Genomic DNA, 25282 nt, shown 5'->3' on the forward strand with positions numbered 1-25282 from the left:
CGCTGGGCTACGAATACGTGGGCGACACCAACAACGTCGACGTACACATCGCGCACCTGCGTGCCAAGATCGAGGACGCCGGCAGCGCCCGCATCATCCAGACCGTGCGCGGGGTGGGCTATGTCTGCCGTGCGTAACGCCGAGGCCAAGCGCGTCACCTCCATCGCCCGCGCCATCAACTGGAGCTATATGTGGCGCCGTCTGATGAGCTACATCTGGCTCGATCTGTTGCTGGTAGTGATTGCGGCGGCGATCCTCGTCTATGGATACAACCAGACGCTGCCCGACGGCGCGTTTACCGCAGGATGGATCCCCGGTGCCACCGTTCACGGCATGTCGCTGACGCCCGCGCGCGGCTGGGACCCGACAACGCTCACCTATACCGTCGAGCTTGCGCGCACCACCAAGACCTTCCCCCTCGCGCAGGACCTCGTCACGCTATGGCCTCTCTACCTTGTCGTTGTGGGTTGGCAGGTCATCAGCGTGCTCAACATGCTCGGCGGCGCCCGCCGCGTGCGCCGCACCATGGCGCCGCTCAACGATCTGGCCCTGCGCGTGGACGAACTCGGTCGCATGCAGCTCTCCGGCGGCAAAATGGAAACACTGGAGCAGGCCATCGAGCGCGCAAGCGTCGACTCGCCGAGCGTCACCACCGGCGACGCCGATCTGGCGAGCATCGAGGTCGCACTCAACCGCCTGCTGCGCCAGATGCAAGAGGCCAAGCTGCAGCAGATGCGCTTTGTCAACGACGCGAGCCACGAGCTGCGCACGCCCATCGCGGTGATTCAGGGCTACGTGAACATGCTCGACCGCTGGGGTAAGGACGACCCGGACGTGCTGGCGGAATCCATCGCGTCCCTTAAAGCCGAAAGCGAGCACATGCAAGAGCTTGTGGAGCAGCTGCTGTTTTTGGCGCGCGGCGATGCCGGGCGCACGGTCCTGCGGCGCGCGCATACCAACTTGGCTGCACTGGTCAGCGAGGTATGCGAAGAATCGCAGATGATCGATACCGAGCACACGTATCGGCTGGCTTCTGACGCTGCGCTTGCCAGCGACCCGCGCTGCGACGCGCCCGTCGACGTGGCGCTCGTGAAGCAGGCTCTGCGCGTGATCGTGCAAAACGCCGCCAAGTACTCGGATGCGGGAACGACCGTCACATTTGGCATAACGCCAGATGCGGGCGCGGGCACAATCGACATAAGTGTTGAGGACGAGGGCATCGGCATGAACCAGGAATCCGCAGCTCACGCGTTCGAGCGGTTCTACCGTGCCGACAACGCGCGCGATGCCGGCGCACAGGGTTCGGGTCTGGGGCTTGCGATCGCCAAGTGGATCGTCGACAGCCACGGCGGCGTCATCGGTGTGACCTCGGTCGAAGGGGTCGGCAGCCGCTTTACGATTCGCCTGCCACGATAGGAAGCCCCTCGGCATAAATAAAGGGATAGGGCCACGCGGCCCTATCCCTTTTTGCCAGCTATGGCAGCTTGTGCGCTACTCGCGGCACAGGTGCACGGCGAAGCCGGCGAACTCGCGCTTAAAGTACACGAGTTTGGTGCCGCCGTCGGGCAGCAGCACGCGCGACTCCTCGTTAACCTCGAGCCCGCGCTCGGCAAACCACTTCTCGGCCGCATCGATGTCGTTGACGGCAAAGCCAATGTGGCCCTTGGCGCCACGACCGTTCTGCTTCATGATCTCGACCAGCGAATCGTTAAAGTACGAAACGGGGGTCTCGATAACGGGCAGGCCCATCATCGTCGAGAACAGCTCCGCGATCTCCAAGGCGTCTGCCGGGTCGGCAGCGTTAATGCCCACATGGGCAACGCGCATGTCAAAGAGCTCGACCGGATTGGCGTTCTGCTCACTCATACAGTCAGCGCCTACTGAGCCATGACGTCGAGAACGGCCTTCTCAGCAGCGACGCGGTTCATGCCGGTCATGAAGGGCACGCCACTCACGTACGGGCAGGTGAGGCCTTCGGGGGCAACGGTGGTGGCGATCAGCAGGTCGGCGCCCTCGTCGCAGTAGTCCTTGGCCTCGGAGATGGCGCACTGCACGATCTCGTACTTGTCGGCGTAACCGTTGGCGTCGAGCAAGGTGGCGACCTTCTGGGCAACGAGTGTGGAAGTAGCAGCGCCAGCACCGCAAGCCAAAACGATCTTCTTCATAGGTAATGTCTCCCTTCATGGTTTACTTTAGGTAAGTGTACCGCAGCGAGCGATGGCACTCAGCCTCGATGAGCTTTTATGCCAGTTTGCTTGCACGCTGCGTATAATACATCTAGTACGTGTTGTCATACCGCTCGCTTTAAGAGCGACTAAGGACTCTGAAATGCCCGATTCCCGCACCCTCTGGACCGCCGTCGTTATCATCTGCATCGCCGTGTCGGTGTTCTTTAGCGTCAAAAAACGCACCACGTTCAAGCGTCTGCAGCAGTTGATGGCCGCCAAGCAGTGGGACGAGTTCGATCGTTTGCTCGACGGCAAACTCACCAGCATGCTGTACCCACGCTACAACCGCGACTACCTGCGCCTGAACTCCTATCTGCTGCGCGAGGACCACGAGCGTGCCAGCGAGATGTTCGACCTGCTGCTGGGGCTCAACCTCCCCAAGATGCAGCGCGTCGACCTGGTGATCAAAGCCTTTAACTACTATGTTGGCCAGGAGGACCGCAAAAAGTCCAAGGAGTTGCTGCACGAGATCAAGGGCTTTGAGGGCGGTCAGGCCGAGGCAGTTGCGCACGAGTGCCAGCTGATGTACGACACGATGATCCTCAAGCGCCACAACGACATTCCCGAGCTGGAGCGCATGCTCGAGGATGTCGGCGACGACCCGGTCAAGCGCTGCCGCTTGGAGTACCTGCTGGCCCTGCAGTACCAGAACAAGGGCGACGAAGCCAAGTTCCAGGAGTTCCTGGAGAAGTCGGGCCAACACTCGATGGCCGTCAACGCGTAACGGACGGCTTGTGCTAGACTTCTAGTCTCACGGGGGCGTGGCGGAATTGGCATACGCAGGAGACTTAAAATCTCTCGCCGCAAGGATTGTGGGTTCGAGTCCCACCGCCCCTACCATATGATTGCTTGCGAGCCCGTGTTCCCCAGGGATGCGGGCTCGTTTCTTTTGGACGCCGTCAACTGCAGAGCAGCTCATTTGGGACGGGGCTTTTTTGACTACTTTTTCCGCCCACCCAATGAGTTTCCTACCACATTTTCCGATGGAAAAACGTGGTTGTCTCGCACATTTTCCGATGGAAAAACGTGGTTGTCTCGCACATTTTCCGATGGAAACACCCAAATGGCCTTATACTAACCGAGAGGGTTGGGAGGCAATATGCAGCGACAGCTTATGAGCGAACTTATCGCTTGGAAATCAAGGACGAATCGCAAACCTCTCTTGCTTAAGGGAGCCCGCCAGACAGGAAAGACTTGGCTTCTTAACGAATTCGCAAGCCAGCAGTATCGAAACGTCATTCGTTTTGACTTTATGCTCGAGCCGAGCACACGCTCGCTGTTCGATGGGGACCTCGACCCCAAGCGCATCATCTCCCAGATAGAACTCCTACGTGGCCAAACTGTAACGCCAGCAGACACGCTCATCATCTTCGACGAGATCCAAGAGGCCCCGCGCGGGATCACCTCGCTCAAGTACTTCAACGAGCTTGCACCCGAATACCACATCGTAGCAGCCGGTTCCTATATGGGCCTCGCGCTCCGACGCGAAAACGAGTCATTTCCCGTCGGCAAAATCGACCAGCTCACCATGCGTCCCATGGGGTTCGCCGAGTTCGTTCGTGCCGTCGACGGCGACCCGCTCGCCGACGCCATCCTTGCCGCAGACATGAACCTTCTAGCAAACGTTACCGAAAAGCTCGAACACTTGCTCAAGGAATACCTTGTTGTCGGCGGTATGCCCGAAGTTGTCTCCGCTTTCGCCGAGACACGCGACTTCATCGAAGCCCGAAGGCTTCAGCAGCAAATCATCGAGGCTTACGAATCCGATTTTGGCAAACATGCACCCGCCCGCATCGTCGAGCGCATGAGGTTGGTTTGGAAATCCCTTCCCGGCCAGCTTGCAAAGGAGAACAAGAAGTTTGTCTATGGCGCCCTTCGTCCCGGAGCGCGCGCACGCGATTTCGAGGAAAGCCTCCAATGGCTCACGGACTACGGAATCGTTCATAAGGTGCCACGTGTTTCCGCTCTAAAGGCGCCGCTCTCGAGCTACGAAGACCTCTCGGGCTTCAAACTGTTCTGCATCGACACCGGCATCCTCGGAGCGCTCTCCGGTCTCTCTCCGGCCGTCGTTCTTAACGGATCCGCTGTTTTTACCGAGTTCAAAGGTTCGCTGACCGAACAATACGTCGCGCAAGAGCTCTTGCTCCAGGACAAAACTCCCGCGTATTGGTCCTCTACCTCCGGCAATGCCGAAACCGACTTTGCCATCGACCATGCGGGAACCGTGCTTCCGCTTGAGGTCAAGGCGGCAGAGAACCTTAAAGCGAAGAGTCTGAAAATAGCCTGCGAAAAATTCAAACTCGAGCGTTGCGTGAGGAGCTCCCTGGCGGCATATAGAGACGAGGGCATGCTCATCAATATTCCGCTTTGGGAGATTGGGCAGATCGACAAGCTGGCATAGGCGCTGTGGGGACGCCCCGCAAGGACTGTCCCCAGGTGCCGGCTGTTGAGTTGCGGTGGAATAGGGACTGTTTGGTGCCCGAAAGGGCGATTGTAGTCCGTATTTCACCGCAAATTATTTAGAGGGTGCTGAGAGTGGGGGTCCAGGCGATGGTGGGAGTCGCGCCGTCGAGAACCTCGTTGATGGTGGCGGCCATGCCAGCGAGTAGGCTGTTCTCGCTTACGGTGAGCGTCTTGTAGCCGCCGGCTCGCATGAGCTCGCGAATCACCACGGCACCTGCCAAGATCACGTTCGCGCGCTTGGGCTGCACGCCCGGCAACGCGGCAATGCCTGCAACATCCAACGCAGACATGCGCTCGATAGCGGCCGAAATCTGCTCCATCGAAAGCTCGCGCAGGTGCACAAAGTTCGAGTCGTACGGCTCCAGTTCGTGGACCAGCGCCACGAGCGTGGTAACGGTACCGCCCACCGCGACCAGGCGCTCGGCACGCTCAAAATTGCTCGGCAGACCCTCAAAATAGGCAGCGAACTGCTCGCCCGCCCAGCCGGCAGCGGCAGTAAGCTCGCCGCCCGTGGGTGGCAGCGCCGAGAAAAAACGCTCCGTCACACGGCGACAACCGATGTCCAGCGAGCGCGTTCCTTCCAGCGCAAAGACCCCGCGCTCCGGCGCGTACACGCCAGTCGCGAGCTCCGTGGATCCGCCGCCCGAATCGGCAACAATGATGCGCTCGCCGGCAAAGTCGTGCGCCACGCCAAAAAACGTCAGGCGCGCCTCGACCTCGCCCGGAATCACCTGTGGCTCAAGCCCCAGATCGCGCAGGCCGTCCAGCAGCAGTGCGGCATTGGATGCATCGCGCGCGGCGCTCGTGCACGTGGTGCAGATGCACGCGGCCCCAAAGGCACGGGCCTCATCCACAAACATGCGACACGCAGCGAGCACACGCTCGACAGCCGCCTCGCAAAAGCGACCCGTCGCGTCCACGCCCTCGCCCAGGTCGGTAATCTCGGTATGCTTGGACGATTCCACGATCGCCCCGCCCTCGACCTGGGCCAACACCAGTCGCGACGACACCGTTCCCAGATCGATCGCCGCCACCTTATATCGTTTGCAATCTGCCATTGCCGGCTCCCCTCCGGGCGCTATTTGCCGTTGGACACGACCGTCTGGCCCTCGACACCGTTAAACCCAAACAGCATGTCGAGCGCTTGGATGTACCACGGCGCGTCCTTACCGACTTCTTCGATTTCCTTGGCAACTTCGCTGGCCTTCTTGGCGTTCGACGACTTCTGGCTCGACGAGGCATTCGAATCGTCGTCCAGGCCCTGCACTTCAATCCTCTTCTCGCCGGGCATCACCAGGCCCAGATCCTCGGATGCCGCGTCCTTGATACCCTCCTCCGAGAGCAGCTTGTCGACGCTTTTTTGCAGGTCGTCGTTATATTGCTCGCGAATCTCGACCTGCTTGGCCAAGATGTCGCTCGAGCGTTTTGCAACATACAGGTCGCGCACGGGGAAGTACAGGCTCACGAGCGCCAGGGCGACGACAATGCCAACAAACAGCCCTCGCTGGGGACCGTGGGTAAAGTCGTAGATTGCCTTGACCACCGCGTTATCGTTGGCGTAATGCATGAAGTCCGAGCCCGAAAGACGGTTCGAGGGCCTACTCGGCTTTTCATGCGTTTGAGCCGAAGAACGCTGAGCATGCTCCGAATGCGCCGGGCGCACCGAACGTGGCGGACGGTCCGTCGGCGTATTCATTTGAGCACGGGAGTGTGAGGCGCTTGTCGGTCGCTGCATGGAGCGGTCGGCACCGGCGTAATCGGACCCGCCGAGCTGCACCGTGCGCGCACGGCGAGGTGACGGCTCACGCGAACCGGCGGAATAGTACCTGTTGTCGTAAATCTGATCCATGTGCGCCTTGTGCGGTTGAGGTTTGTTTGCGCTAAGTCTTTTAGTTATAGCACGAGCGCCCGCACCGCCTACGCCAGCCTTTGCTCGACATAAAAAAGGCGCTGAGCCATACGGCCCAGCGCCCAATGGTGCTCAACAGTGCCCAACGGGAGCGAGGCGAATCCGAGTCAGCCCCACTCCCGCACACGCCGCTTGCCTAGCGAATGTTGTAGAACGCGGCCTTGCCGGCGTAGCGCGCGCTGCCCTCGAGCTCGTCCTCGATACGGATGAGCTGGTTGTACTTGGCGATGCGATCGCTACGACACGGGGCGCCCGACTTGATCTGGCCGGCATTGACGCCCACGACCAGGTCGGCGATCGTGGAATCCTCGGTCTCGCCGGAGCGGTGACTCACGATGCAAGCGTAGCCGGCCTCCTTGGCGGTCTCGATAGCCTCCAGCGACTCGGTGAGCGTGCCGATCTGGTTGACCTTGACCAGAATCGCGTTGGCGGCGCCCAGCTCGATGCCCTTCTTGAGGCGCTCGGTGTTGGTGACGAACAGGTCGTCGCCCACCAGCTGCACCTTGTTGCCAATGCGACGGGTGAGCTCAACCCAGCCGTCCCAATCCTCCTCGGCCATGCCGTCCTCGATGGAGATGATGGGATAGGTGTCGACGAGCTTCTCCCAGTAATCGACCATCTGGGCGCTCGTGTACTCAACGCCCTCGCCCTTGAGCTCGTACATACCGGTCTCGGCGTTGTAGAACTCGGTCGATGCCGGATCCATGGCGTACATGAAGTCGACACCGGGCTTAAAGCCGGCCTTCTCGACGGCCTTGGTGATGTACTCGAACGGCTCGGCATTGGTCTTGAGGTTGGGCGCGAAACCGCCCTCGTCGCCCACGCCGCCGCCCAGGCCGGCCTCGTGCAGCACGCCCTTGAGGGTGTGGTAGACCTCGGCGCACCAACGCAGGCCCTCGGCAAAGCTCGGGGCGCCCACGGGCATGATCATGAACTCCTGGAAGTCAACGTTGTTGTCGGCGTGCACGCCGCCGTTGAGGATGTTCATCATGGGCGTGGGCAGCAGATGGGCGTTGACACCGCCCAGGTACTGGTACAGCGACAGGCCCGCCGACTCGGCTGCGGCGCGGGCAACTGCCAGCGACACGCCCAGAATGGCGTTGGCGCCGAGCTTGGTCTTGTTGGTCGTACCGTCCGCGGCGATTAGCGCGGCATCGACGGCGCGCTGATCGAAGGCGTCGAGGCCCACGACGGCATCGGCACACTCGTTGTTGACGTGCTCGACGGCCTGCGAGACACCCTTGCCCAGATAGCGGCCCTTGTCGCCGTCGCGCAGCTCGCATGCCTCAAAGGCGCCGGTCGAAGCGCCCGAAGGCACCATCGCGCGGCCGAAGCTGCCGTCCTCGAGCACGACCTCGACCTCGACGGTGGGGTTGCCGCGACTGTCGAGCACCTCGCGACCGTAGACATCCAAAATATCGCTCATGTTGTCTCCCTCTCACTTGGAAACGGGTTGAATGCTTGGCGACGCGGCTTACACGCTGCAGCGGCGCGAAGGTTCATAAGTTAGCCTTGTCGCACTTTTTGCATTATGCCCTAAGTTAGCCAAGCGATACAATCTTTCTAAAAAAATAATGGGGCGATGGGACAAGTCCGTCCCGTCGCCCCCGCAGTCTTACTCCTCTGCCTTTGCGGCATCCCAGAGGTCGTTGAGGCCATGGGTCGAAAGCTCGGCAAGATCTACGTGGGCATCGGCCGCCATCTGCTCCATCGCAGCCCAGCGACGGCGAAACTTGGCCGTGCTCGCGCGCAGGGCGCTCTCGGCGTCGATACCCTCCTTGCGCGCGACGTTGACCAGGGCAAAGAGCAGATCGCCAAACTCCATTTCGCGCTCGGGCGTTCCGGGAGCCTCGGCCTCAAACTCGGCACGCTCCTCAGCTACCTCGTCCCACACGTCCTGGACCGTCTCCCACTCAAAGCCCACGGCAGCCGCCTTGCGCGAGACCTTTTGCGCCTGCATCAGCGCCGGCAGGTGCGTGGGCACGTCGTCGAGCAGGCCCTCGGGCGCGGCCTCGCCTGCCGCCACGGCCTTGTCCTTGGCGGCCTTCTCGGCAAGCTTGACCTCGTCCCAAATCTTGAGCACCTCGTCAGAGTTATCGGCATCCACATCGCCAAACACGTGCGGGTGACGACGGATGAGCTTGGCGTCGATATCGCGCGCCACATCGGCCAGCGTAAACTCACCGGCGTCCGCCGCGATCTGCGCATGCAACACTACCTGCATGAGCACGTCGCCGAGCTCCTCGCGCAGATGCGCCGCGTCGTCGGTCTCGATGCAATCGAGCGCCTCGTAGGCTTCCTCGATCATGTTCTTGCCAATGCTCTGATGCGTCTGTTCGCGGTCCCACGGGCAGCCATCGGGCTGACGCAGGCGCCAGATGGTCTGTACCAGATGCTGCAGCTCGGCCGACGCGTCTACCAGCGTGGACAGGTCGCGCGAACCCTCGGCATTTTGCTGAGCCATATGCTCGGCCATGGTTAGTCCTCCTCCATGACCACGTGGCGGAACGTGCCGCCCTCGTAGATGCCGTAGCTGTGCGAGCCGTCCTTGGGGATGCTCACGCTGCCGGGGTTGAAGAGCCACAGACCCGGGTGCGCGGCGCTTTCCTCGTTGACCTTGACGTGCGTGTGACCGTAGACGAGCGCGGAACCCTCGGGCAGCGCGGGTGCGTGGTCGACGCTGTTATGCATGCCAGCGCCAAAGACGTGGCCGTGCGTCAGGAACAGTTCACGGCCGGTCTCGTCGAACAGCGTGGCGTAGTCGGCCATGACGGGGAAGTCGAGGACCATCTGGTCGACCTCGGCGTCGCAGTTGCCGCGCACCGCGATAATGCGATCAGCCAGGGCGTTGAGCAGCGGAATCACGCGCTTGGGGGCGTAGTCGCGCGGCAGGTCGTTACGCGGGCCGTGGTAGAGCAGGTCGCCCAACAGCACAATGCGGTCGGGCTGCTCGGATTCGATAGCGGTGCAGAGGCGCTCGGCCCAGTATGCCGAGCCGTGGATGTCGGAAGCGATGAGGTATTTCATGGGGAGTCCTTTCGGAGTGGGGTTGATGGGAGCTGAATACGGGGTCCGGCGGATGTGGAGCCCATCTACCGTGTTACTCGAATCGCAGCGCCGCGCTCTGAGCCGCCTGCATCACGCGTTGGAGCGGCACGTCATGTTCGCGGGCAAGACGGGCGCAATTCTCGTACTCGGGAGCCGCGCGCTCGCTGCCGTCGGGCAGGGTCGCCACCTTAACGGACACCTCGCCCCAAGGCGTTGTCACCTGCTCGAATCGGCGCGGCAGGCAAACGCGTTCCATCACCTGGCGACGAACGGCGTTGGTCGTGGTCTCCAAAAAGATAATCGTCTGTAGGCGCTCGATATCCTCGTGCGAGCAGATCACCTGTAACTGCCATCCGGGGCGGCCCTTTTTGCAGTAAAGGGGCAGCCAGTGCACCTCGCGGGCGCCGGCCTCGCGCAGGCAGTCGGCGGCGTAGGCGAGCACCTCGGGCGACGCGTCATCGATGTCGCACTCCAGCTTGACGATAGTTTCGGGCGCATCGGTCTCGCGAGACAGCGGGGATGTGCTATCGCATTGCATACGGTCTGGATCCTTTCCGCACGGACTCGTTTTGTTCATCCAAACGCTAGCACATCGCGGGCTGCGCGAGTGTGACGGCACGTGATGAGCGCGATTTTCCTTGTCGGCAAGAAACCGACACTCCACCGCCTCAGCCAAACATGTACATCAGCCTCCAAACACGTCATTTTTTGCAGCTTTTGGAGGCTGATGTACACGTTTTAAGGCAGGGTCGATGTCGTGTGGCAGCCCTTGCGCGCCATCTGCCCTTTCCAGTCGGTTTCGACTTGCGGCGTTCCCGGCGCGCCGGGGGTCGCGCCATTACAATGGAGCGGATTCGCCAAATGCAAAGGAGTCGCCATGCCCACCTGCCCGCTGGTCGATTGCCACACCCACACTTCGTTTTCGGATGGCCATGCCTCGTTTGAGGACAACGTTCGCGCCGCTGCTGCGGCCGGCTGCCGCGCTATGGTCTCGACCGACCATCTCACCCTGCCCGCCAGCATGGACGCCAACTGCGAAGTGCAAGTTGTCGAGGGCGACCTGACGGCACATCGCCTGGCATTTGAGGACGCCCGCAAGCTCGCCGCGCAGATCGCGCCGGAGCTCGAGCTTGTCTATGGCTTTGAATGCGACTGGTACGAAGGTTGCGAGCCTTTGGTTGAGCGCTGGTCCGCGGGTGCCATAGTGCGCTTGGGCAGCGTGCATTGGATTGGCAACCCAGGCGATATCATGGCCGGCGCCGCGGGCACGGCGGGAACGGAAAACGTCGCTCGTCCCGATACACCCGATTCGCGCTGCGGTTGGATCGACGACGACACCAACCTGCACGTTTGGGAAAACCTTGGCGTGCTCGGCGTGTGGGAGCGCTACGTCGACGACTGGTGCCGTGCTTGCGAAAGCTCACTCAACTTTGATGTGATGGCCCACCCCGACCTGGTCATGCGCTTTTCGAAGGAAGGCTTTGCGCCCGATTTTGATACGGCACCGTTTTGGGAGCAGATGGCAGAGTGCGCACACGATACAGGCCGCCGCGTTGAAGTTTCGACCGCCGCGCCGCGCAAGGGCCTCGACGACTATTACCCCTCGACGGGGCTGTTGCGTTGCTTTGCCCACGCCGAGGTACCCATCACCTTTGGCTCGGACGCGCACCGCGCCTGCGACATCTGCTGGAATATCCGCGAGGCACAAGCCCACGCCTACGACTGCGGCTACCGAACCTTCGACATCCCCCACCCCACCGGCGAATGGGAACCCACACCCCTCGACTAGCCATCCCTTCATAAGTTGCGGTGGAATAGGGATTGTTTTGCCTGATGAAGCGCTTAAACAGTCCCTATTTCACCGCAACTTCCATGACCCCGTTACACCAACAAAGACTGTCCCAAACGACTAGTGGCGGCGGGCGTTGAGTTCGCCGGCCAGCTCGTCGAGGGTGATGCCGTAGCGCTCGAGCGTCACGAGCAAGTGGTAGACCAGGTCGCCGGCCTCATAGCGAATGTGGTCATGGTCGTTATCCTTGCAGGCCATGATCACCTCGCTCGCCTCCTCGGCAAGCTTCTTGAGCAGCTCATCCTCGACGTCGGTCAACAGACGCGCGGTATAGCTCTCCTGCGGCGACGCGTCGCGACGGCCATGAATCACCTCGGCCAGCCCCGTCAGCGTCTCACCGATATTTCCATCCTGAACATTTGCGGTGCGCACACCCATGGTTCAATCCTTTCTGGTTGGCCAAGCGCCTGGTCGAGCGCCCGCCCTACGCGAGTTTTTTAAAGAAGCAGGTACGGTTGCCGGTATGGCAGGCCGGACCCGGCGAGTCGACCTTGACCAGCAGCGTATCGCTATCGCAGTCGGCCCAGAGCTCCTTGACCTCTTGCATATTGCCGCTCGTCGCGCCCTTGTTCCAGAGCTCCTGACGGCTGCGGCTCCAAAACCACGTGGTACCGGTCTTGAGCGTCAGCCCCACCGACTCCTCGTTCATCCAAGCAACCATAAGCACCTCGCCGGTGTCATACTGCTGAACAACACAAGGAATCAGCCCCTTGGCGTCGTATGTAAGCTTTGAAGGATCGGTTATCTCTTCCATTTCTCTCCCCAAATTCAAACTTCGCAGGTCGGCGAGGGTTGTCCAGGTGCCCGAGATTCCGAGCGACAAGCCCGACGACGCGTACTTAAGTACGCGAGGAGGGTTGGAGCCGGAAGGTCGGGTGCCTGGGCAAGCCGCAGCGCTAAAAGTCCAGCCTGACAGGGATGCCCTGCGACGCCATATACTCCTTCACCTGGCGAATGCTGAAGATTCCAAAGTGAAAGACGCTCGCCGCCAGCACGGCATCGGCCTCGCCCTCGATCACACCCTCGGCAAAATGCTCGAGTGTGCCCACGCCGCCGCTCGCGATAACGGGAATCGGCACCGCGCGGGCCACGGCGCGAGTAAGCGCCAGATCGAAGCCGGCCTTGGTACCGTCGCGGTCCATGCTGGTCAGTAGGATTTCGCCGGCGCCACGACGAGCCGCCTCCTCGGCCCACGCCACCGCATCGATACCCGTAGCGTTGCGGCCGCCCGCCGTAAAGACCTCCCACTTATCGGCGCCCGGCTCCCCGGGCAGCCCCACGCGCTTGGCATCGATCGCCACGACCACGGCTTGGCTGCCAAACGCCGCGGCGGCCTGGCTGATCAACGACGGATCGCGCACGGCGGCAGAGTTGAGCGACACCTTGTCAGCACCGGCTGCAACCATGGTGCGCATGCCCGCCAGGTCGCGAAAGCCGCCGCCCACGGTATAGGGAATGGCCAGCTCCTCGGCCGCATGCGTCGCCATCTCGATAGTCGTCGCACGGTTATCGCTCGTCGCGGTAATGTCCAAAAATACGACCTCGTCCGCACCCTCGCGGTCGTAGGCGCGGGCCAGCTCCACCGGATCGCCGGCATCGCGCAAGCTCACAAAGTTGACGCCCTTGACCACACGGCCGTCCTTGACGTCCAGGCAGGGAATTACGCGCTTGGTAAGCATGGGCTACTCCTCCCCTCGAGCGGCGGCCAGCGCCTGGGCCAGCGTAAAGTTGCCCTCGTAGAGCGCACGACCGGTAATGGCGCCTTCAATCGCGCCCTCACCCACCGCGGCCAGCGCGCGGATGTCGTCGAGCGTCGAGATACCGCCCGACGCCACGACGGGAAAGCCCGCGACCTCGGCCATATGGCGATACGCCGCCACATCGATGCCCGTCTGCATGCCATCACGCGCGATGTCGGTATACACCAGATGCTTAAAGCCCAGCTCGGTAAGCTGCGCCACGGCATCGTCGAGTGCCACGCCCGCGCCGTCGCGCCAGCCGTTCACCTTAACCTGGCCGTCGCGCGCGGCAATGTCGGCGACCAACGGCTCGCCAAAGCCCTGGGCTGCCACCTCAGCAAAACCCGGCTCGGTCACGAGCACGGTGCCCAGTGCAATGCGGCGAGCGCCATAGCCGGCCAGCTCGTCGATGCGTGCGAGCGAGCGAACGCCGCCGCCCACGTCCACGGACAGACCGTCAACGCCGCAGATGGCCTTAATTGCCGCCGAGTTGGCAGCGCATGTGTCCTCGTCCTCGCCGAAGGCAGCGGACAGGTCGACGACGTGCACCCAGCTCGCGCCCTGCTCGGCAAAGGAGCGAGCAACGGCCACGGGGTCGTCGGAATATACCTTGCAGCGGCTCCGGTCGCCGCGCTCCAGGCGCACGACCTTGCCGCCGATCAAATCGATTGCGGGAAACAGAATCATCGGCCAACCTCCTCGACGATGTTGACGAAGTTCTTAAGGATGCGCTGACCCAGCGCGGAGGATTTCTCGGGATGGAACTGGCAGCCCCACACATTGCCGTGGCGCACGATGCACGGGAAACTCCGTGTATAGTGCGTGCGCGCCAACACATCGGTGGCATCGACGTCGCCGGCCACCGCGTAGCTGTGGGTGAAGTACATATTGGCGCCCTCGGCAAAACCGGCGAGCAGCGGATCGGCCGCGCCGGCAGGCGTCATGTGCACCTGATCCCAGCCCACGTGCGGGACCTTCAGACGGCTCGACTCCAGGTGCGTGCACGAGCCACGCATGATGCCCAGGCCATCGACCCAGGGACCGCCAGCCTGCTCGGGAGCGTTTCCGTCCGCGACCGCGTCCTCGTCCGCCGGCACGCCCTCGTTGCCGCGCTCAAAAAATAGCTGAAGGCCCAGGCAGATGCCGAGCAGCGGAGCTCCGGCGGCAACGGCATCGAGCACGGCCGCCTCCTCGCCGCTTTGGCGCATAAAGGCGATCGCGTCATAGAACGCGCCCACGCCCGGGATGACCAGGCCGTCGGCGTTACGGATCTGCTCCGGATCGTCCGATGTGCAAGCGGCAGCACCGGCGCGCGCAAGCCCGCGCACGACGCTCGACAAGTTGCCCTTGTGGTAGTCGACCACCACAATCTTCGGTTCGCCCACGCGACCCCTCCTCTTCTCATCATCCAAAACCACCACAAAGGTGCCTGTCCCCTTCGTGGTGGTTTTACCCTTGTGACGGTTACAGCGAGCCCTTGGTGCTGGGGATGCCCTGCACGCGGGGATCGAGCTCGTAGGCGTGGCGCATCGTGCGGCCCACGGCCTTAAAGGCGGCCTCGATAATGTGATGCGAGTTGCCACCCGCCAGTTCGCGCACGTGCAGCGTGAGCTTGGCATCGCGTGCGAAGGCATAGAAGAACTCGACGGCCAGCTCAGTATCGAAGCTGCCCACGCGCTCGGTCGGCACGGGCAGCTCGCAATAGGCCTGGCCGCGACCCGAAATGTCCACGGCGGCCATCACGAGCGTCTCGTCCATGGCGATCGCCGCATCGGCAAAGCGCGTAATACCCGCCTTGTCGCCCAGCGCCTGGCAAAACGCCTCGCCCAGCACAATGCCCGTGTCCTCGACGGTGTGGTGTGCGTCGACCTCCACATCGCCTACTGCATGCACCGTCAAATCGAACAGGCCATGGCGGCCAAAGGCATTGAGCATGTGATCGAAAAACGGCACGCCGGTCGAGATATCGCACACGCCGCTCCCGTCCAAGTCGAGTTTGACGACAATGTCGGTCTCCCCCGTCTTGCGGGTCACCTCGACATAACGGCCCATCTACATCTCCTCCTTCACCAGCGCGGCCAACGCAGCCAGCACCTCGTCGTTTTCCTGTGGGGTACCCACGGTGATGCGTAGGCAGTCCGCGAGCCCCGGCGCATAGCTAAAGTCGCGCACCAAAATCGAATACTCGTCGCGCAGGCGCTCACGCACGCGCGTGGCATGCGGCGTGCGTACGAGCACAAAGTTCGCCGCGCTCGGCCATACCTCCACGGGCAGGCCTTCGGCAGCCATCGCGCGCAGGGCGCACAGCTCGCGCTCGCGCTCGGTTGCGACCTGTGCCACCACAGGCGTGTACGATTCGCGGGCACGCAAGCAGGCAAGCGCGGCGGCCTGACTCAGCACATTGACCGAATAGATCTGGCGAATCGCCGCGAACACGTCGATGACCTCGGACGCCGCGATCACGTAGCCCAGACGCGTGCCGGCAGCGCCAAACGCCTTGGACAGCGTATGTAAAATCACCAGGTTGGGATGCTCGGCGATAAGGCCCTGCGCCGTGGTGGCCGCGCCAAACGAATCGTCGGCAAACTCAACGTAGGCCTCGTCGACCATCACCATGCCGGGGCACGCATCGCACAGCGCCGCGATAAAGTCGAGCGGCGCCACGTCGCCCGTGGGGTTATTGGGCGAGGTCACGATTGCCAGGTTGCACTCGGGCGCTGCCGCAAGCACGGCTGCCTGGTCGAGCTCAAAGGTCGCGGGGTCGCGCCACACGTCGCGCACCTCGGTCTGGCAGAGCGACGCAAAGAACGCGTACTCGCTAAAGCACGGCGGGCAGTTGAGCAGGGTTCGCCCAGCGCCGCCAAACGCCAGCAGGTAGTTATAGAGCAGCTCGTCACCGCCGTTACCCACGCAGACATTCTCGCGCGCCACACCATGCCAAGCGGCCAGCTCGTCGCGCAGATCGTTGGACATGGGATCGGGATAGCGGTTGAGCGGTGTAGCGGCCAGGGCGGCGTCGACCGCCTCGCGCACGCCAGCCGGCACGGGATAAGTGTTCTCGTTGGCCGAAAGGTTGATGCGTGTGGGCGTAAAGTTGGGATCGTAGGGCTCAATGCCGGCCAAGTAGGGCTGGACGAGCTCCTTCATACGGGGCGTGAGCTCGGCCATATTAGGCCTCCTTGCCAGTCGCGCCGGCGCCATCCGCGCTTGCAGCCGCCAGGTCCACGCCCTCGGTAACCGTCGCCACGGCGTCGCCCGGCCAGGCAACCTTGGTCAGGTCGGCCGCAGCGAGCGACTCGGCGCTCACGGCATCCTCGCCCTGCTCTAGCACACGGCGACGCAGTGCGGCGGAAAGCGCGTGTGCCCACAGGCCCTCGGCCTCGGCTAGACGCTGCGTGGCGGGAGCGTCCGAGAGCAGGCCCTCGGGTGTATAGCAGATAACACTCGAGCGCTTGACGAACTCCTCCACCGAAAGCGGGTTGGAGAACATGGCCGTGCCGCCGGTCGGCAGCGTGTGATTGGGGCCAGCAACGTAATCGCCGAGCGGCTCGGAGCTCCAAGCGCCCACAAAGATGGCGCCGGCGTTGCGAATACCGCCAAGCAGACCCATCGCATCCTTGCAGTGCAGCTCCAGGTGCTCGGGCGCCACGGTGTTCACCGCCTCGACGGCGGCAGCCATGTCGGCGGCCACCACGATGGTGCCCTCATTGTCGAGCGAGGCACGCGTGATCTCGGCACGCGGCGACTGCGCTACCAGAATATCGATACCCGCCTCGACCTCACGCGCAAACTGCTCGTCGCAGGTCACCAGATAGCAGGCCGCCAGCGGATCGTGCTCGGCCTGGGCCATCAGGTCGGCCGCGACCACCATGGGCTTGGCCGTGGCGTCGGCCAGCACGCAGACCTCGGAGGGACCGGCGACCATATCGATACCCACGTCACCCGAGACAATCTGTTTGGCAGCGGCGACAAAGGCGTTGCCCGGGCCGGTGATTTTGTCGACGCGCGGAATGGTCTCGGTACCGTACGCCAGTGCGGCCACGGCCTGGGCGCCGCCCACCATATAGATCTCGTCCACGCCGCCGAGCTTTGCCGCGGCGAGCGTGTAGGGGCTGATCAGGCCGTCCTTTTGCGGCGGGGTCACCATGACCACGCGCTCAACGCCAGCGACCTTGGCGGGAATGGCGTTCATAAGCACGGTGGAAGGGTACTGCGCACGACCGCCCGGCACATAGATTCCAGCTGCAGCAAGCGGGGTCACCTTAACGCCGAGCATCGTGCCGTCCGGGCGCGTGGTAAACCAGCTCTGCTCGACCTCGCGCTGGTGGAACTCGCGAATCTGGCGTGCAGCCTTTTCGAGCGCCGCGACAAAAGCGGGATCGAGGCCTTCGAGCGCGGCATCGATCTGCTCTTGCGGCAGACGGAAGCTCTGCAGCTCAACGCCGTCAAAGCGCTGACAATAGTCGCGCACCGCGGCATCGCCGTTGGCACGCACGTTGGCCACGATATCGCGGGCGGCGTCGACGATGTTTTGCGGCAGCACGCCCTTACGGTTGAGCTGGTTGGTAACGAGGCGCTCACCGGGAGCAAGCTTGATGGTCTTCATATCGGTATCCCCTATCGGTCGAGGTTTTTGTTCGAAAAACGAGAGACCGGGCGACGGCGCCAGTCGGCCCGCAGCCCGGACGTTGGGGCGCCCGTGCGTGCTCGCGCTATTGTGCCGAGCCCGCAACGGGCTCAAAATGCTTGTCCTTCACGGCTGCCGCCAAGCGATCTGCCAGATTGCGCACGCGCGGATCCAGACGTGCGGCACCCGGATTGACAAAGAAGCGGGCCGTGCAGTCCATAATGCGACCAGTAATAACGAGGTCGTTATCGCGCAGCGTGGCGCCCGTGGCGGTGATGTCCACGATACGGTCGGTCATGCCGACAATGGGGCCCAGCTCGATGTTGCCGTGCAGCGAGACGATGTCGGCGTTCACGCCGCGCTCGGCATACCAGGCACTCGCGATGCGCGGGTACTTGGTTGCCACGCGAAGCGACCCACGGCGGGCATAGTTGCGCTCGGCCTGGCCGGCGCGCCACGCGGGCTCCGCCTCGATAAACGTGCACAGGCCGTAGCCCAGGTCGACCAGCTGCAGCAGGTTGAGGTCTGCCTCGATAAGCGAGTCCCAGCCGCAGATGCCGCAGTCGGCACCGCCGCAGCCCACAAAGGCGGGCGCGTCGCCGGGACGCACGATGACAAACTCGATATCGCCGACCGTGCCCTCGCCGGCACGCGTGTCGCGGCCGCGCACGATCAGGTGACGGCCGGGGTCGCGCAGCTCAGAGACGTCCAAGCCCGCGGCCTCGAGCACGTCGAGCGTGTCGGCCTTAAGCGAGCCCTTGGGCACGGCGATGCGCAGCGGGCCCTCGGCGCCACGGCCCGCAGCGTGATCGCCGTCGGAAGCGGCGTCCTCGGCCGAGGTGCGCGCGGCCTCCAGGCGCTCGAGCGAAAAGGCGAAGCCCGCCGCCGGCACCTCGATACCGTCGCCAAATGCGCCGGTAAAGATAGAGTCGTAGCGACCGCCCGAGCCCACCGGATCGGGCAGGCCGCCGGCATAGGCCTTAAAGACCAGGCCCGTGTAGTAATCAAAAGAATTCATGATGGAGAAGTCGAAGGACAGCACCTGGGCGTCCTCGGGAGCCAGGCCCTCGACCAGGGCACGCAGCTCGCGCGTCAGCGGCGCGACGATGCCGGCAGCCTCCAGCAGCGCATCCACGCGGTCGAGCACCTCGGCACCACCGTGCAGGCGCGGCAGCTCGCTAATGGCGGCCTTGACGGCATCGGACTCGGCGCTGGCAGCCACGCGGGCATCGAGGCCCACAAAGTCGTTGGCATGCACGCAGCGCAGGGCCTCGGCAGCCAGCTCACGATCCTCGCATACCGCGAGCAATTCCTTAAAAGGACGCACGCTGCCTGCGATAATGCGCGCATCGGGAAGTGCCAGCTCGCGCACGGCCTCGGCGACCAGCGAGACAATCTCGACATCGCCCGAGGTATCGCCCGCGCCGATAAGCTCAAAGCCCAACTGCGTAAACTGGCGCGAACCACCGGCATTGCGCTGACACACGCGAACCACCGGCGCCTCGTAACGTAAGCGCAGAGGCAAGTCGGCAGCGCGCATGCGGGTCGAAACCAGACGCACGATCGGCAATGTGTTGTCGGAACGGACCACCAGCAGGCGGCCGTCATCGTCAAAGAGCTTAAACGGCGTGTCCGCAATGCGGCCGCCTTCCTCGAGCGAACCCTTGTCCTCGAGCAGCGGCGTCTCGACCGGAAGGTAATGATGCTCCCTGAAGCAGCCCTTCACCGTCAGCGCAATCTCCTCGCGCGCCTGAGCCTCCTCGGGCAATATGTCCCGGAATCCCCACGGTGTGGCCGTCATCTGGTGAGCCTCCTCATGCTGTATTTCGTATGGAACAGAAGACCGGCATAGCTCCGCCGGTCTTCTGGGTACTTTAGCATACTAGAGTGTTTGCGGGGAGAATCGTCCTCCTCGACTCACACCGTATTCATTTGGAAACATAGGAGCGGATTGTCGCAACCCAACCCCACCTAGACGCCAATCGCACGACGATACTCTGCCATTACCTGCGCATCGGCAGCTGCGGGGTCGGCAAAATAGCGCCAGTCATAGGTCTCGGCCGAAACAGCTCCGCGATAGCCGCGCGCCACCAGCCTATCCAGGTCGGCGCGCATATCGCGGTCGCCGTCACCCCAGGCAAGATGCGTCGTGCCATCTGCCGCAACATCGACAAAATGCACGTGGGCGACATCATCGCCAAGCAGATCAAAATAATCGTCGATGGTATCCCCCGCCACCGCCATAGCGCCCAAATCCAGACACGCCTTAAGTGCCGGATGATCAACTGCCTCGATCATGCGCTTCGTATCGGCCGCCGAGTTCACGATCATCGACTCAACCGGCTGTAGGGCCTCGAGCACCAGTCGCACGCCGCGCTCTCCCGCATGCTCGGCAATCGCACGCAGCATCGAGGCGCTGCGACCCCACGCGTCCTCGATCGGCTCGTTCAAAAATGCCCAGCCGCTCGAGACCATGACCTGCTCGGCTCCAAGTTCCGCCGCGATATCCACAACGTTCTTAAAGTACGCGAGCGTGCGAGTGCGCGCCTCATTCCCGCGCGCCGCGATATTCCACGGCTTGGGATTGTTCTGTTCGGGACAAAGCCCCACAATCCGAACCCCATACCGCTGTGATAGCTCCCGCACCTGCTCGAGCGAATCGTATCCATGGCAATCGATATACAGATGCATCGCCCCGGTCCAAAGCTCGCAACACGTGTAGCCCGAAGCCGACGCCGAAGAAAAGAACTCCTCAAGGTCAAAATAACGATGGCTGATATTCATGACGGCAAGCTGGGGATAGCTCATAATTACTCTCCAACCCAAGCGAGGCCCCGTTCCATATAGGAGCGAGGCCCGATTACACAAACGTTATTTGCTCTTAGTAGTCGAACTGGTGATAGTAGCGACGGTAGTTGAGGTTGTGCTTGGTGACCGTCTCGTAGTAAGCGGCAAGGCGATCGGTGATCAGCGAGGAAAGGATCCACGGGGAGACGATGACGCGGAACTCGTCGTCAAGGCCGGGGATCGCGAACTCGGCGGTGTCGATGACGTTGATGTCGGTGTCGCCGGTCACGCCGCGGTTCAGGAAGGCGCGGACGCGCTCGTCGAGCTTGCGGTTCTCGTCCTCGCCCATGAACAGGAACACGGGGACGCCGGGCTCCACGAGCTCAAGGGTGCCGTGGAAGAAGTCGGCCGAGGTGATGTAGCGGGTGCGCTTCCACTGCATCTCCTCGAGGATGCACATCGAGAAGAGGATGGTCTCGCCCCACAGGGCGCCGGAGCCGATGAACATGGTGTAGGGGGCCAGGGCGTACTTCTTTGCGAGCTCCTCGGCGCGCGGCTCGAAACTCTTGCGGATGTCGACCAGGTGGGTCCAAACATCCTTGGTCTGCTCGATGAACTTATCGAACTGCGGGAAGCAGCCACGGCGATTGAGCAGGCGCAGGCCGAAGCAGTCGGCGAGGTAGTAGCCCATCTCGCAGCCACCGTTACCATGATCGGAAGCCATCTTGACGCAGTTCTCGGCGCCGACAGCCTGGCCGATGGGGCCCTCGGGCTTGGTCATGGCGTAGACGCGCACGCCCATGCCCTTCATCTTCTTGACGGCCTCGAGGACCTCGGGGGTGGTGCCGGACTCGGAGGCGGTGAGCACGACGGACTTCTCGGTCATGCGCTTGTGGCCGGAGACGTTCCACTCGGCGGCGTGGATCAGGTAGACCTCGAGGTCGCGGTCGCCGAACTTGTTCATGAGGTACTCGAGCTGCATGAGCTCGTCCCAGGTGCCGCCGACGCCCATCAGGAACACGGCGTCGTAGCCCTCGTCGGCAACCTTGTCGGCGAGCGCGGTCATCTTCTTGCCGGTCTCGTAGAGCGCCTTGCCGTCCTCGAGATAGCCCTCCTGGTCGAAATGCATGATCTCGATCTTCTCGGTTTCCTTCATTTGTCTCTCCTTTCTGGGGTTGTTTCCACATCCCCCATGCCAACGGGCATCAAAACCCGCTTACATTCCGTAACACTCAGCCGCTTTGGCCTTAAGCGCATTGACTGACTCTTCGTAGCCCTCTGCCTTGACCTCCATTTGCTTGGAGACGGCATCGAGATACGGGTGAACGTCCCATGACTTCAGACGCTCGGCGATTATTGCCGCAATCGTCTGGAAGAACACGAGATTGGGAATTGCACTGAGCAGCGGAGCCACCTGAGGCACCACAACCTCGTGAGCCCCACCCTTGGGATGGGCCGTGAGCAGCACCGTTTTTGCCGTAACGTTCGATAGCGCATCGGCGATATTCGCAAGACGCTCCGACCCCTGCGGATCGTCGACAATAAACACCAGATAGCCCGGAACGATCTGCATCTCGGGACCGTGGACGAACTCCTCGCCTTCGTGATGCATGGCAGGAATCTTGATGGTCTCGCTCAGCTTGAGCGCTGCCTCCTCGGCAACACCATAGTTGGGGCCGTTGCCGACGACCATAGCGGGCGTGTGCTCAGAAAGCTCGAGCATGTGGTCTTGGACATATGCCTCGGCGGTCTTGCACATCACGGCATTGGCCTGGATAGCCTCGCGCAGGTCGTCAAGACGCTGGGCAACGCCCTTGGCGTCAATCGTTCCGCGCGCCTGACCGCCGTAAATACCAAAGAGCACCAGGTACTCAACGAGAACCTCGACGCCCAGAGTCACAAAGTCCACCGACTCGACGCCCACACCGTAGTCAAGAACGATGTCAGCGTGTTCCTTGATGGGTGCCTCGACGTTTGCCGTGAGCGCAACTGCAGCCATATCGTGTGCGCGCATGTAATCGAGCGCCGCAATCGTATTGGTTGAATAGCCGCTCTGCGAGACGGCAATGTTAAGCGCATGCTGTGGATAGGTGTGTTCAAAATCGACGAAGGCCTCGGGCGTCACAACGGACACCTGCATCTGCAGCGCATCTTGCAGGTAATCGCGGGCGCAATCCGCAGCATGGCGCGACGAACCCGAAGCAACGATGCGCAGCGCGTCAAAAGAACCGGACTGGAAAATATCAACGAGCTGCGCTACCAGCTCAGACGAACGCTCGAGGTTCTCTCCCATACGCACATGGGCAAGCTGAACGTAATCGAGCATCTTCATCGTCTCACCTCGTAACAAATCATTAGTATTTGATACCAATCACAGTTACAGGTTACGGCTTTTTGATACCTCTTTGTCGATTAATTTATCCCCATCGGCGAACGGTCGATTTTGAGCCATGTAAGGTTGTATATACAGCTGACCCAACGATCAAAACTGGTTAGTTTCCCAGCCGTTATTCACAAAATACCAGCTAGTACGTATAGGTGTAGCCGCCCGTATCGCCACGATTGAAGGACTTTACATACTCGATAGCCTGACCGCTCGCGTCATAGCTCACGCATTCCAAAAGCAAAACAAGATCGCCCTGTTCCAGTCCAAGGAGGCCGGCATCTCGTGCGCCCAGCGCTTCGATATCGAGCTTTTCCTGTGCCATGACTGGCTTTCGGCCCAGCATCTCATAGGTCTCGTACAAACTGAAGACCGACACGTCAATATCTTCGATGGTTGGGAACAGCAGGCAGGGAATCAGCGCCGTCTCAATCGATACGGGGCTACCGTTTATGCAGTTCAGGCGTCGAACGGAATAGAGCAGGTCGTCCTCGGCGATGCCAAACAGGTCGGCGTAATATGGCCCCGCATAACGCTTGGAACGCGCGAGAATACGGACGGACGGCTCGCCGCCCGAAGCACGGACCGATTCACGGAAACCGACCGTGCGTTCAAAAAAAGCAGGTACTTTCTGCGCCACAAAGGCACCTTTTCCCCGAACACGGCGAATCTGCCCGCGCCGAACCAGCTCATCGACAGCGCTTCGGATGGTCAAGCGTGTCGTACCAAATTCCTCGGCGAGGTCTTTTTCGGACGGAATCATGGAACCCGTGGGATATGCACCGCGCTCGATACGTTCCTCGATGCAGCGTCGAATGCGCATATAAACCGGGGTGGCATCTACTGTTTCAGCCATTGTTCACCTGCCACGCTCCTCATGCCGTTCTCTTCGCCGTTATCGGCAAAGCGGAACTTTGTGGGCAAAATCACCGATTTGCAATGCTCCACAAAACGCATGTCCTTATCAAATTCGATCGAGCTCTCATAGAACACCGGCGTTCCCTCTTCTTGCTGGAGCAGCTCGGCCTCTTCGACGTTCAAACGCGAGATGGAGATATGCTCACGTCCATGCTCAACGCGCACGCCACCTTCTTTGAGCAAGACATCGTAAAGGCTCTCGCACTCAAAATCGTGCTCGGGAAGCGATGGGCACAGGGACAGGTTAACGTGAGCGGTCTCGATTGACGCCGGCTCGCCCTCAATAAGTCGAACGCGCTGCATGCGGAGCAAGGGAGCGCCTACAGCCACCCCAAGCTTGTCGGCAAGCGCCTCATCCGCCTCGATGGTCCCGGTGGAAACCAGACGAGAAGAGGGGTGCAGGCCGGCAGTCCGCACAGCATCGGAAAAGTTATACGTTTCCTGGAAGATGTTCAGCGGCTTGGGAGGACACACATACGTGCCCGATCCGCGACGGCTCTCGAGCGTTCCACACGAGATAAGCCGCGTGATACCGGCACGCAACGCCGTACGCGAAACGCCAATCTCTTCGCACAGCACGCGCTCGGCCGGCAGGCGATCGCCGCCGGCAAGCTGATGGTGCTGGATATACCAAAGAATTCCCTCAACAGCACGATCTTTGGGGGGAATTGCATAAGATTCGCCTGCCATTGCACAGACTCCTCATTCAGAAACGTATGCCGCCAAAATTAGGCCAGCCCTCCCATGGCATCAAATTCTGCCTTGATCTTCTCGGCGACATTCCGATACGACTTATATAGACTTGAATCGCGTTTGACTTCGTCGGTCATAACGGGAATCTCTAATTTGGAAACCTCGTCTTTTCCCGTCTGAACCGCCACAACAACGCCCATACCAAGACACATATTACGCTTGGCAGCGTTTATTTTCGCCGCCTTGGCAGGATTTGCCAGGATACGCTGGGCAAATTCCTGTTTAGAGACCGCTTCTTCGGCCTCCGGATCGCCCGCCTCGGCCACTTCGCACTGCAACACGTCCGCATAGTCAAAAATCTTCGGCTCGCCGCCGCGCTGATGCACGGCCCACTTGCGGCGCGTGGCGTCCTGGTAGATAGCCGGCAAAAATGTAAACCGCGGCGGGTCCAAAATCGTATCCGTGATGGTAAACACATCGGGATCAAAGGCATCCTGCGGGTTTTTCTTCTTGAACAGCCCCATATCAGCCTCCCGTACTAGCATTAAACAACTCAAGCTGAATATAGCACCAATTTCAAGCCGCCGCCTTACCCTATCGGTGCGTGGCGTCTATGGCTCGCCCAGCGGAAGAGTTCA

Annotated in this window: 28 protein-coding genes and 1 tRNA gene; 6 read left to right on the forward strand and 23 right to left on the reverse strand. The window is 61.7% G+C overall.

The features are described 5' to 3' along the window. Positions 1–17 precede the first annotated feature (17 nt). Together ARB25_RS02680 and ARB25_RS02685 are read left to right on the forward strand one after the other, a co-directional pair. Positions 18–137, forward strand: a complete 120-nt coding sequence (locus ARB25_RS02680; protein WP_253276036.1) for a winged helix-turn-helix domain-containing protein — start codon at positions 18–20, stop codon at positions 135–137. After that, positions 121–1416 carry a sensor histidine kinase gene (locus ARB25_RS02685; RefSeq protein WP_055285563.1) on the forward strand — a complete coding sequence of 432 codons (1296 nt, stop codon included), beginning with the start codon at positions 121–123 and terminating at the stop codon, positions 1414–1416. Before ARB25_RS02680 ends, ARB25_RS02685 begins: the two co-directional genes overlap by 17 nt. 75 nt (positions 1417–1491) lie before the next feature. Here ARB25_RS02685 and ARB25_RS02690 read toward each other — a convergent pair whose 3' ends face one another. Both ARB25_RS02690 and ARB25_RS02695 read right to left on the reverse strand, forming a co-directional pair. Beyond that, positions 1492–1866, reverse strand: coding sequence for a VOC family protein (locus tag ARB25_RS02690; protein WP_055285565.1), 375 nt, complete (start codon positions 1864–1866; stop codon positions 1492–1494). Between the two features lie 11 nt (positions 1867–1877). Continuing rightward, complete coding sequence (locus ARB25_RS02695) at positions 1878–2165, reverse strand: PTS sugar transporter subunit IIB (RefSeq protein ID WP_006235903.1); 288 nt, start codon at positions 2163–2165, stop codon at positions 1878–1880. Between the two features lie 163 nt (positions 2166–2328). On the opposite strand from ARB25_RS02695, the gene ARB25_RS02700 reads away from it, so the two are divergent. The 3 genes from ARB25_RS02700 (at position 2329) to ARB25_RS02710 (ending at position 4629) form a co-directional block, all read left to right on the forward strand. Continuing rightward, a complete protein-coding gene (locus tag ARB25_RS02700) occupies positions 2329–2952 on the forward strand; it encodes a hypothetical protein (protein WP_006235902.1) in 624 nt (207 codons plus the stop codon). A 31-nt stretch (positions 2953–2983) separates the two neighbouring features. Beyond that, a tRNA-Leu gene (locus ARB25_RS02705) sits at positions 2984–3068 on the forward strand. Positions 3069–3327: 259 nt separating this feature from the next. Continuing rightward, a complete protein-coding gene (locus ARB25_RS02710; protein ID WP_055285567.1) occupies positions 3328–4629 on the forward strand; it encodes an ATP-binding protein in 1302 nt (433 codons plus the stop codon). A 118-nt stretch (positions 4630–4747) separates the two neighbouring features. Here ARB25_RS02710 and ARB25_RS02715 read toward each other — a convergent pair whose 3' ends face one another. The 6 genes from ARB25_RS02715 to larC2 form a co-directional block, all read right to left on the reverse strand. Then, positions 4748–5749 (reverse strand): Ppx/GppA phosphatase family protein, encoded by a 1002-nt coding sequence (locus ARB25_RS02715; RefSeq protein ID WP_055285569.1) that lies wholly within the window; start codon positions 5747–5749, stop codon positions 4748–4750. Between the two features lie 20 nt (positions 5750–5769). After that, the gene (locus ARB25_RS10290) at positions 5770–6540 is read right to left on the reverse strand and encodes a hypothetical protein (RefSeq protein WP_253276032.1); all 771 of its coding nucleotides are present in this window, start codon (positions 6538–6540) and stop codon (positions 5770–5772) included. Between the two features lie 196 nt (positions 6541–6736). Continuing rightward, positions 6737–8026, reverse strand: a complete 1290-nt coding sequence (gene eno / locus ARB25_RS02725; RefSeq protein WP_055285571.1) for a phosphopyruvate hydratase — start codon at positions 8024–8026, stop codon at positions 6737–6739. A gap of 189 nt (positions 8027–8215) precedes the next feature. Then, entirely contained in the window at positions 8216–9076 is an 861-nt protein-coding gene (gene mazG / locus ARB25_RS02730; RefSeq protein WP_156327655.1) for a nucleoside triphosphate pyrophosphohydrolase, read from the reverse strand. A 2-nt stretch (positions 9077–9078) separates the two neighbouring features. Continuing rightward, a complete protein-coding gene (gene yfcE, locus ARB25_RS02735) occupies positions 9079–9627 on the reverse strand; it encodes a phosphodiesterase (RefSeq protein ID WP_055285573.1) in 549 nt (182 codons plus the stop codon). A gap of 73 nt (positions 9628–9700) precedes the next feature. After that, positions 9701–10186 (reverse strand): nickel pincer cofactor biosynthesis protein LarC2, encoded by a 486-nt coding sequence (gene larC2, locus ARB25_RS02740; protein WP_055285574.1) that lies wholly within the window; start codon positions 10184–10186, stop codon positions 9701–9703. A gap of 339 nt (positions 10187–10525) precedes the next feature. Here larC2 and ARB25_RS02745 point away from each other — a divergent pair, with 339 nt between their 5' ends. After that, positions 10526–11437 carry a PHP domain-containing protein gene (locus ARB25_RS02745; protein ID WP_055285576.1) on the forward strand — a complete coding sequence of 304 codons (912 nt, stop codon included), beginning with the start codon at positions 10526–10528 and terminating at the stop codon, positions 11435–11437. A 120-nt stretch (positions 11438–11557) separates the two neighbouring features. On the opposite strand, the gene hisE is transcribed toward ARB25_RS02745, so the two are convergent. From hisE to ARB25_RS02820, 15 genes are all read right to left on the reverse strand, one after another. After that, a complete protein-coding gene (gene hisE / locus ARB25_RS02750) occupies positions 11558–11875 on the reverse strand; it encodes a phosphoribosyl-ATP diphosphatase (RefSeq protein ID WP_006235893.1) in 318 nt (105 codons plus the stop codon). A 46-nt stretch (positions 11876–11921) separates the two neighbouring features. Beyond that, positions 11922–12251: a phosphoribosyl-AMP cyclohydrolase gene (gene hisI / locus ARB25_RS02755; RefSeq protein WP_055285578.1), complete on the reverse strand. Its 330-nt coding sequence runs from the start codon at positions 12249–12251 to the stop codon at positions 11922–11924. Positions 12252–12393: 142 nt separating this feature from the next. Beyond that, a complete protein-coding gene (gene hisF, locus ARB25_RS02760) occupies positions 12394–13176 on the reverse strand; it encodes an imidazole glycerol phosphate synthase subunit HisF (RefSeq protein WP_055285580.1) in 783 nt (260 codons plus the stop codon). Positions 13177–13179: 3 nt separating this feature from the next. Then, positions 13180–13923 (reverse strand): 1-(5-phosphoribosyl)-5-[(5-phosphoribosylamino)methylideneamino]imidazole-4-carboxamide isomerase, encoded by a 744-nt coding sequence (locus tag ARB25_RS02765; RefSeq protein WP_055285581.1) that lies wholly within the window; start codon positions 13921–13923, stop codon positions 13180–13182. Continuing rightward, positions 13920–14621, reverse strand: a complete 702-nt coding sequence (locus tag ARB25_RS02770) for an imidazole glycerol phosphate synthase subunit HisH (RefSeq protein WP_055285584.1) — start codon at positions 14619–14621, stop codon at positions 13920–13922. Before ARB25_RS02770 ends, ARB25_RS02765 begins: the two co-directional genes overlap by 4 nt. 79 nt (positions 14622–14700) lie before the next feature. Further along, positions 14701–15288: an imidazoleglycerol-phosphate dehydratase HisB gene (gene hisB / locus ARB25_RS09920; protein WP_055285586.1), complete on the reverse strand. Its 588-nt coding sequence runs from the start codon at positions 15286–15288 to the stop codon at positions 14701–14703. After that, the gene (gene hisC / locus ARB25_RS09925) at positions 15289–16404 is read right to left on the reverse strand and encodes a histidinol-phosphate transaminase (RefSeq protein WP_055285588.1); all 1116 of its coding nucleotides are present in this window, start codon (positions 16402–16404) and stop codon (positions 15289–15291) included. Between the two features lies 1 nt (position 16405). Beyond that, the gene (hisD, locus tag ARB25_RS02785) at positions 16406–17842 is read right to left on the reverse strand and encodes a histidinol dehydrogenase (protein WP_055285590.1); all 1437 of its coding nucleotides are present in this window, start codon (positions 17840–17842) and stop codon (positions 16406–16408) included. Between the two features lie 106 nt (positions 17843–17948). Then, a complete protein-coding gene (hisG, locus tag ARB25_RS02790) occupies positions 17949–19664 on the reverse strand; it encodes an ATP phosphoribosyltransferase (protein ID WP_055285591.1) in 1716 nt (571 codons plus the stop codon). A 170-nt stretch (positions 19665–19834) separates the two neighbouring features. Continuing rightward, positions 19835–20671, reverse strand: a complete 837-nt coding sequence (locus tag ARB25_RS02795) for a sugar phosphate isomerase/epimerase family protein (RefSeq protein ID WP_055285593.1) — start codon at positions 20669–20671, stop codon at positions 19835–19837. Positions 20672–20744: 73 nt separating this feature from the next. After that, positions 20745–21806 carry an SIS domain-containing protein gene (locus ARB25_RS02800; protein WP_055285595.1) on the reverse strand — a complete coding sequence of 354 codons (1062 nt, stop codon included), beginning with the start codon at positions 21804–21806 and terminating at the stop codon, positions 20745–20747. A 60-nt stretch (positions 21807–21866) separates the two neighbouring features. Further along, positions 21867–22982: an SIS domain-containing protein gene (locus ARB25_RS02805; protein WP_055285597.1), complete on the reverse strand. Its 1116-nt coding sequence runs from the start codon at positions 22980–22982 to the stop codon at positions 21867–21869. A 193-nt stretch (positions 22983–23175) separates the two neighbouring features. Beyond that, entirely contained in the window at positions 23176–23889 is a 714-nt protein-coding gene (locus ARB25_RS02810; RefSeq protein ID WP_035137743.1) for a GntR family transcriptional regulator, read from the reverse strand. After that, positions 23874–24641 carry a GntR family transcriptional regulator gene (locus ARB25_RS02815; protein ID WP_082421834.1) on the reverse strand — a complete coding sequence of 256 codons (768 nt, stop codon included), beginning with the start codon at positions 24639–24641 and terminating at the stop codon, positions 23874–23876. Before ARB25_RS02815 ends, ARB25_RS02810 begins: the two co-directional genes overlap by 16 nt. Positions 24642–24679: 38 nt before the next feature. Further along, positions 24680–25168: a hypothetical protein gene (locus ARB25_RS02820; protein WP_035137745.1), complete on the reverse strand. Its 489-nt coding sequence runs from the start codon at positions 25166–25168 to the stop codon at positions 24680–24682. Positions 25169–25282: the final 114 nt, after the last annotated feature.

Origin of the sequence: Collinsella aerofaciens, from assembly GCF_001405375.1 — a bacterium.
GTDB lineage: Bacteria > Actinomycetota > Coriobacteriia > Coriobacteriales > Coriobacteriaceae > Collinsella > Collinsella aerofaciens_F.

Coding starts and splice junctions, on each gene's coding strand:
- ARB25_RS02685 (WP_055285563.1), top strand. CDS start 121: ATGTCTGCCGTGCGTAACGCCGAGGCCAAGCGCGTCACCTCCATCGCC.
- ARB25_RS02690 (WP_055285565.1), bottom strand. CDS start 1,866: ATGAGTGAGCAGAACGCCAATCCGGTCGAGCTCTTTGACATGCGCGTT.
- ARB25_RS02695 (WP_006235903.1), bottom strand. CDS start 2,165: ATGAAGAAGATCGTTTTGGCTTGCGGTGCTGGCGCTGCTACTTCCACA.
- ARB25_RS02700 (WP_006235902.1), top strand. CDS start 2,329: ATGCCCGATTCCCGCACCCTCTGGACCGCCGTCGTTATCATCTGCATC.
- ARB25_RS02710 (WP_055285567.1), top strand. CDS start 3,328: ATGCAGCGACAGCTTATGAGCGAACTTATCGCTTGGAAATCAAGGACG.
- ARB25_RS02715 (WP_055285569.1), bottom strand. CDS start 5,749: ATGGCAGATTGCAAACGATATAAGGTGGCGGCGATCGATCTGGGAACG.
- ARB25_RS10290 (WP_253276032.1), bottom strand. CDS start 6,540: ATGGATCAGATTTACGACAACAGGTACTATTCCGCCGGTTCGCGTGAG.
- eno (WP_055285571.1), bottom strand. CDS start 8,026: ATGAGCGATATTTTGGATGTCTACGGTCGCGAGGTGCTCGACAGTCGC.
- mazG (WP_156327655.1), bottom strand. CDS start 9,076: ATGGCCGAGCATATGGCTCAGCAAAATGCCGAGGGTTCGCGCGACCTG.
- yfcE (WP_055285573.1), bottom strand. CDS start 9,627: ATGAAATACCTCATCGCTTCCGACATCCACGGCTCGGCATACTGGGCC.
- larC2 (WP_055285574.1), bottom strand. CDS start 10,186: ATGCAATGCGATAGCACATCCCCGCTGTCTCGCGAGACCGATGCGCCC.
- ARB25_RS02745 (WP_055285576.1), top strand. CDS start 10,526: ATGCCCACCTGCCCGCTGGTCGATTGCCACACCCACACTTCGTTTTCG.
- hisE (WP_006235893.1), bottom strand. CDS start 11,875: ATGGGTGTGCGCACCGCAAATGTTCAGGATGGAAATATCGGTGAGACG.
- hisI (WP_055285578.1), bottom strand. CDS start 12,251: ATGGAAGAGATAACCGATCCTTCAAAGCTTACATACGACGCCAAGGGG.
- hisF (WP_055285580.1), bottom strand. CDS start 13,176: ATGCTTACCAAGCGCGTAATTCCCTGCCTGGACGTCAAGGACGGCCGT.
- ARB25_RS02765 (WP_055285581.1), bottom strand. CDS start 13,923: ATGATTCTGTTTCCCGCAATCGATTTGATCGGCGGCAAGGTCGTGCGC.
- hisB (WP_055285586.1), bottom strand. CDS start 15,288: ATGGGCCGTTATGTCGAGGTGACCCGCAAGACGGGGGAGACCGACATT.
- hisC (WP_055285588.1), bottom strand. CDS start 16,404: ATGGCCGAGCTCACGCCCCGTATGAAGGAGCTCGTCCAGCCCTACTTG.
- hisD (WP_055285590.1), bottom strand. CDS start 17,842: ATGAAGACCATCAAGCTTGCTCCCGGTGAGCGCCTCGTTACCAACCAG.
- hisG (WP_055285591.1), bottom strand. CDS start 19,664: ATGACGGCCACACCGTGGGGATTCCGGGACATATTGCCCGAGGAGGCT.
- ARB25_RS02795 (WP_055285593.1), bottom strand. CDS start 20,671: ATGAGCTATCCCCAGCTTGCCGTCATGAATATCAGCCATCGTTATTTT.
- ARB25_RS02800 (WP_055285595.1), bottom strand. CDS start 21,806: ATGAAGGAAACCGAGAAGATCGAGATCATGCATTTCGACCAGGAGGGC.
- ARB25_RS02805 (WP_055285597.1), bottom strand. CDS start 22,982: ATGAAGATGCTCGATTACGTTCAGCTTGCCCATGTGCGTATGGGAGAG.
- ARB25_RS02810 (WP_035137743.1), bottom strand. CDS start 23,889: ATGGCTGAAACAGTAGATGCCACCCCGGTTTATATGCGCATTCGACGC.
- ARB25_RS02815 (WP_082421834.1), bottom strand. CDS start 24,641: ATGGCAGGCGAATCTTATGCAATTCCCCCCAAAGATCGTGCTGTTGAG.
- ARB25_RS02820 (WP_035137745.1), bottom strand. CDS start 25,168: ATGGGGCTGTTCAAGAAGAAAAACCCGCAGGATGCCTTTGATCCCGAT.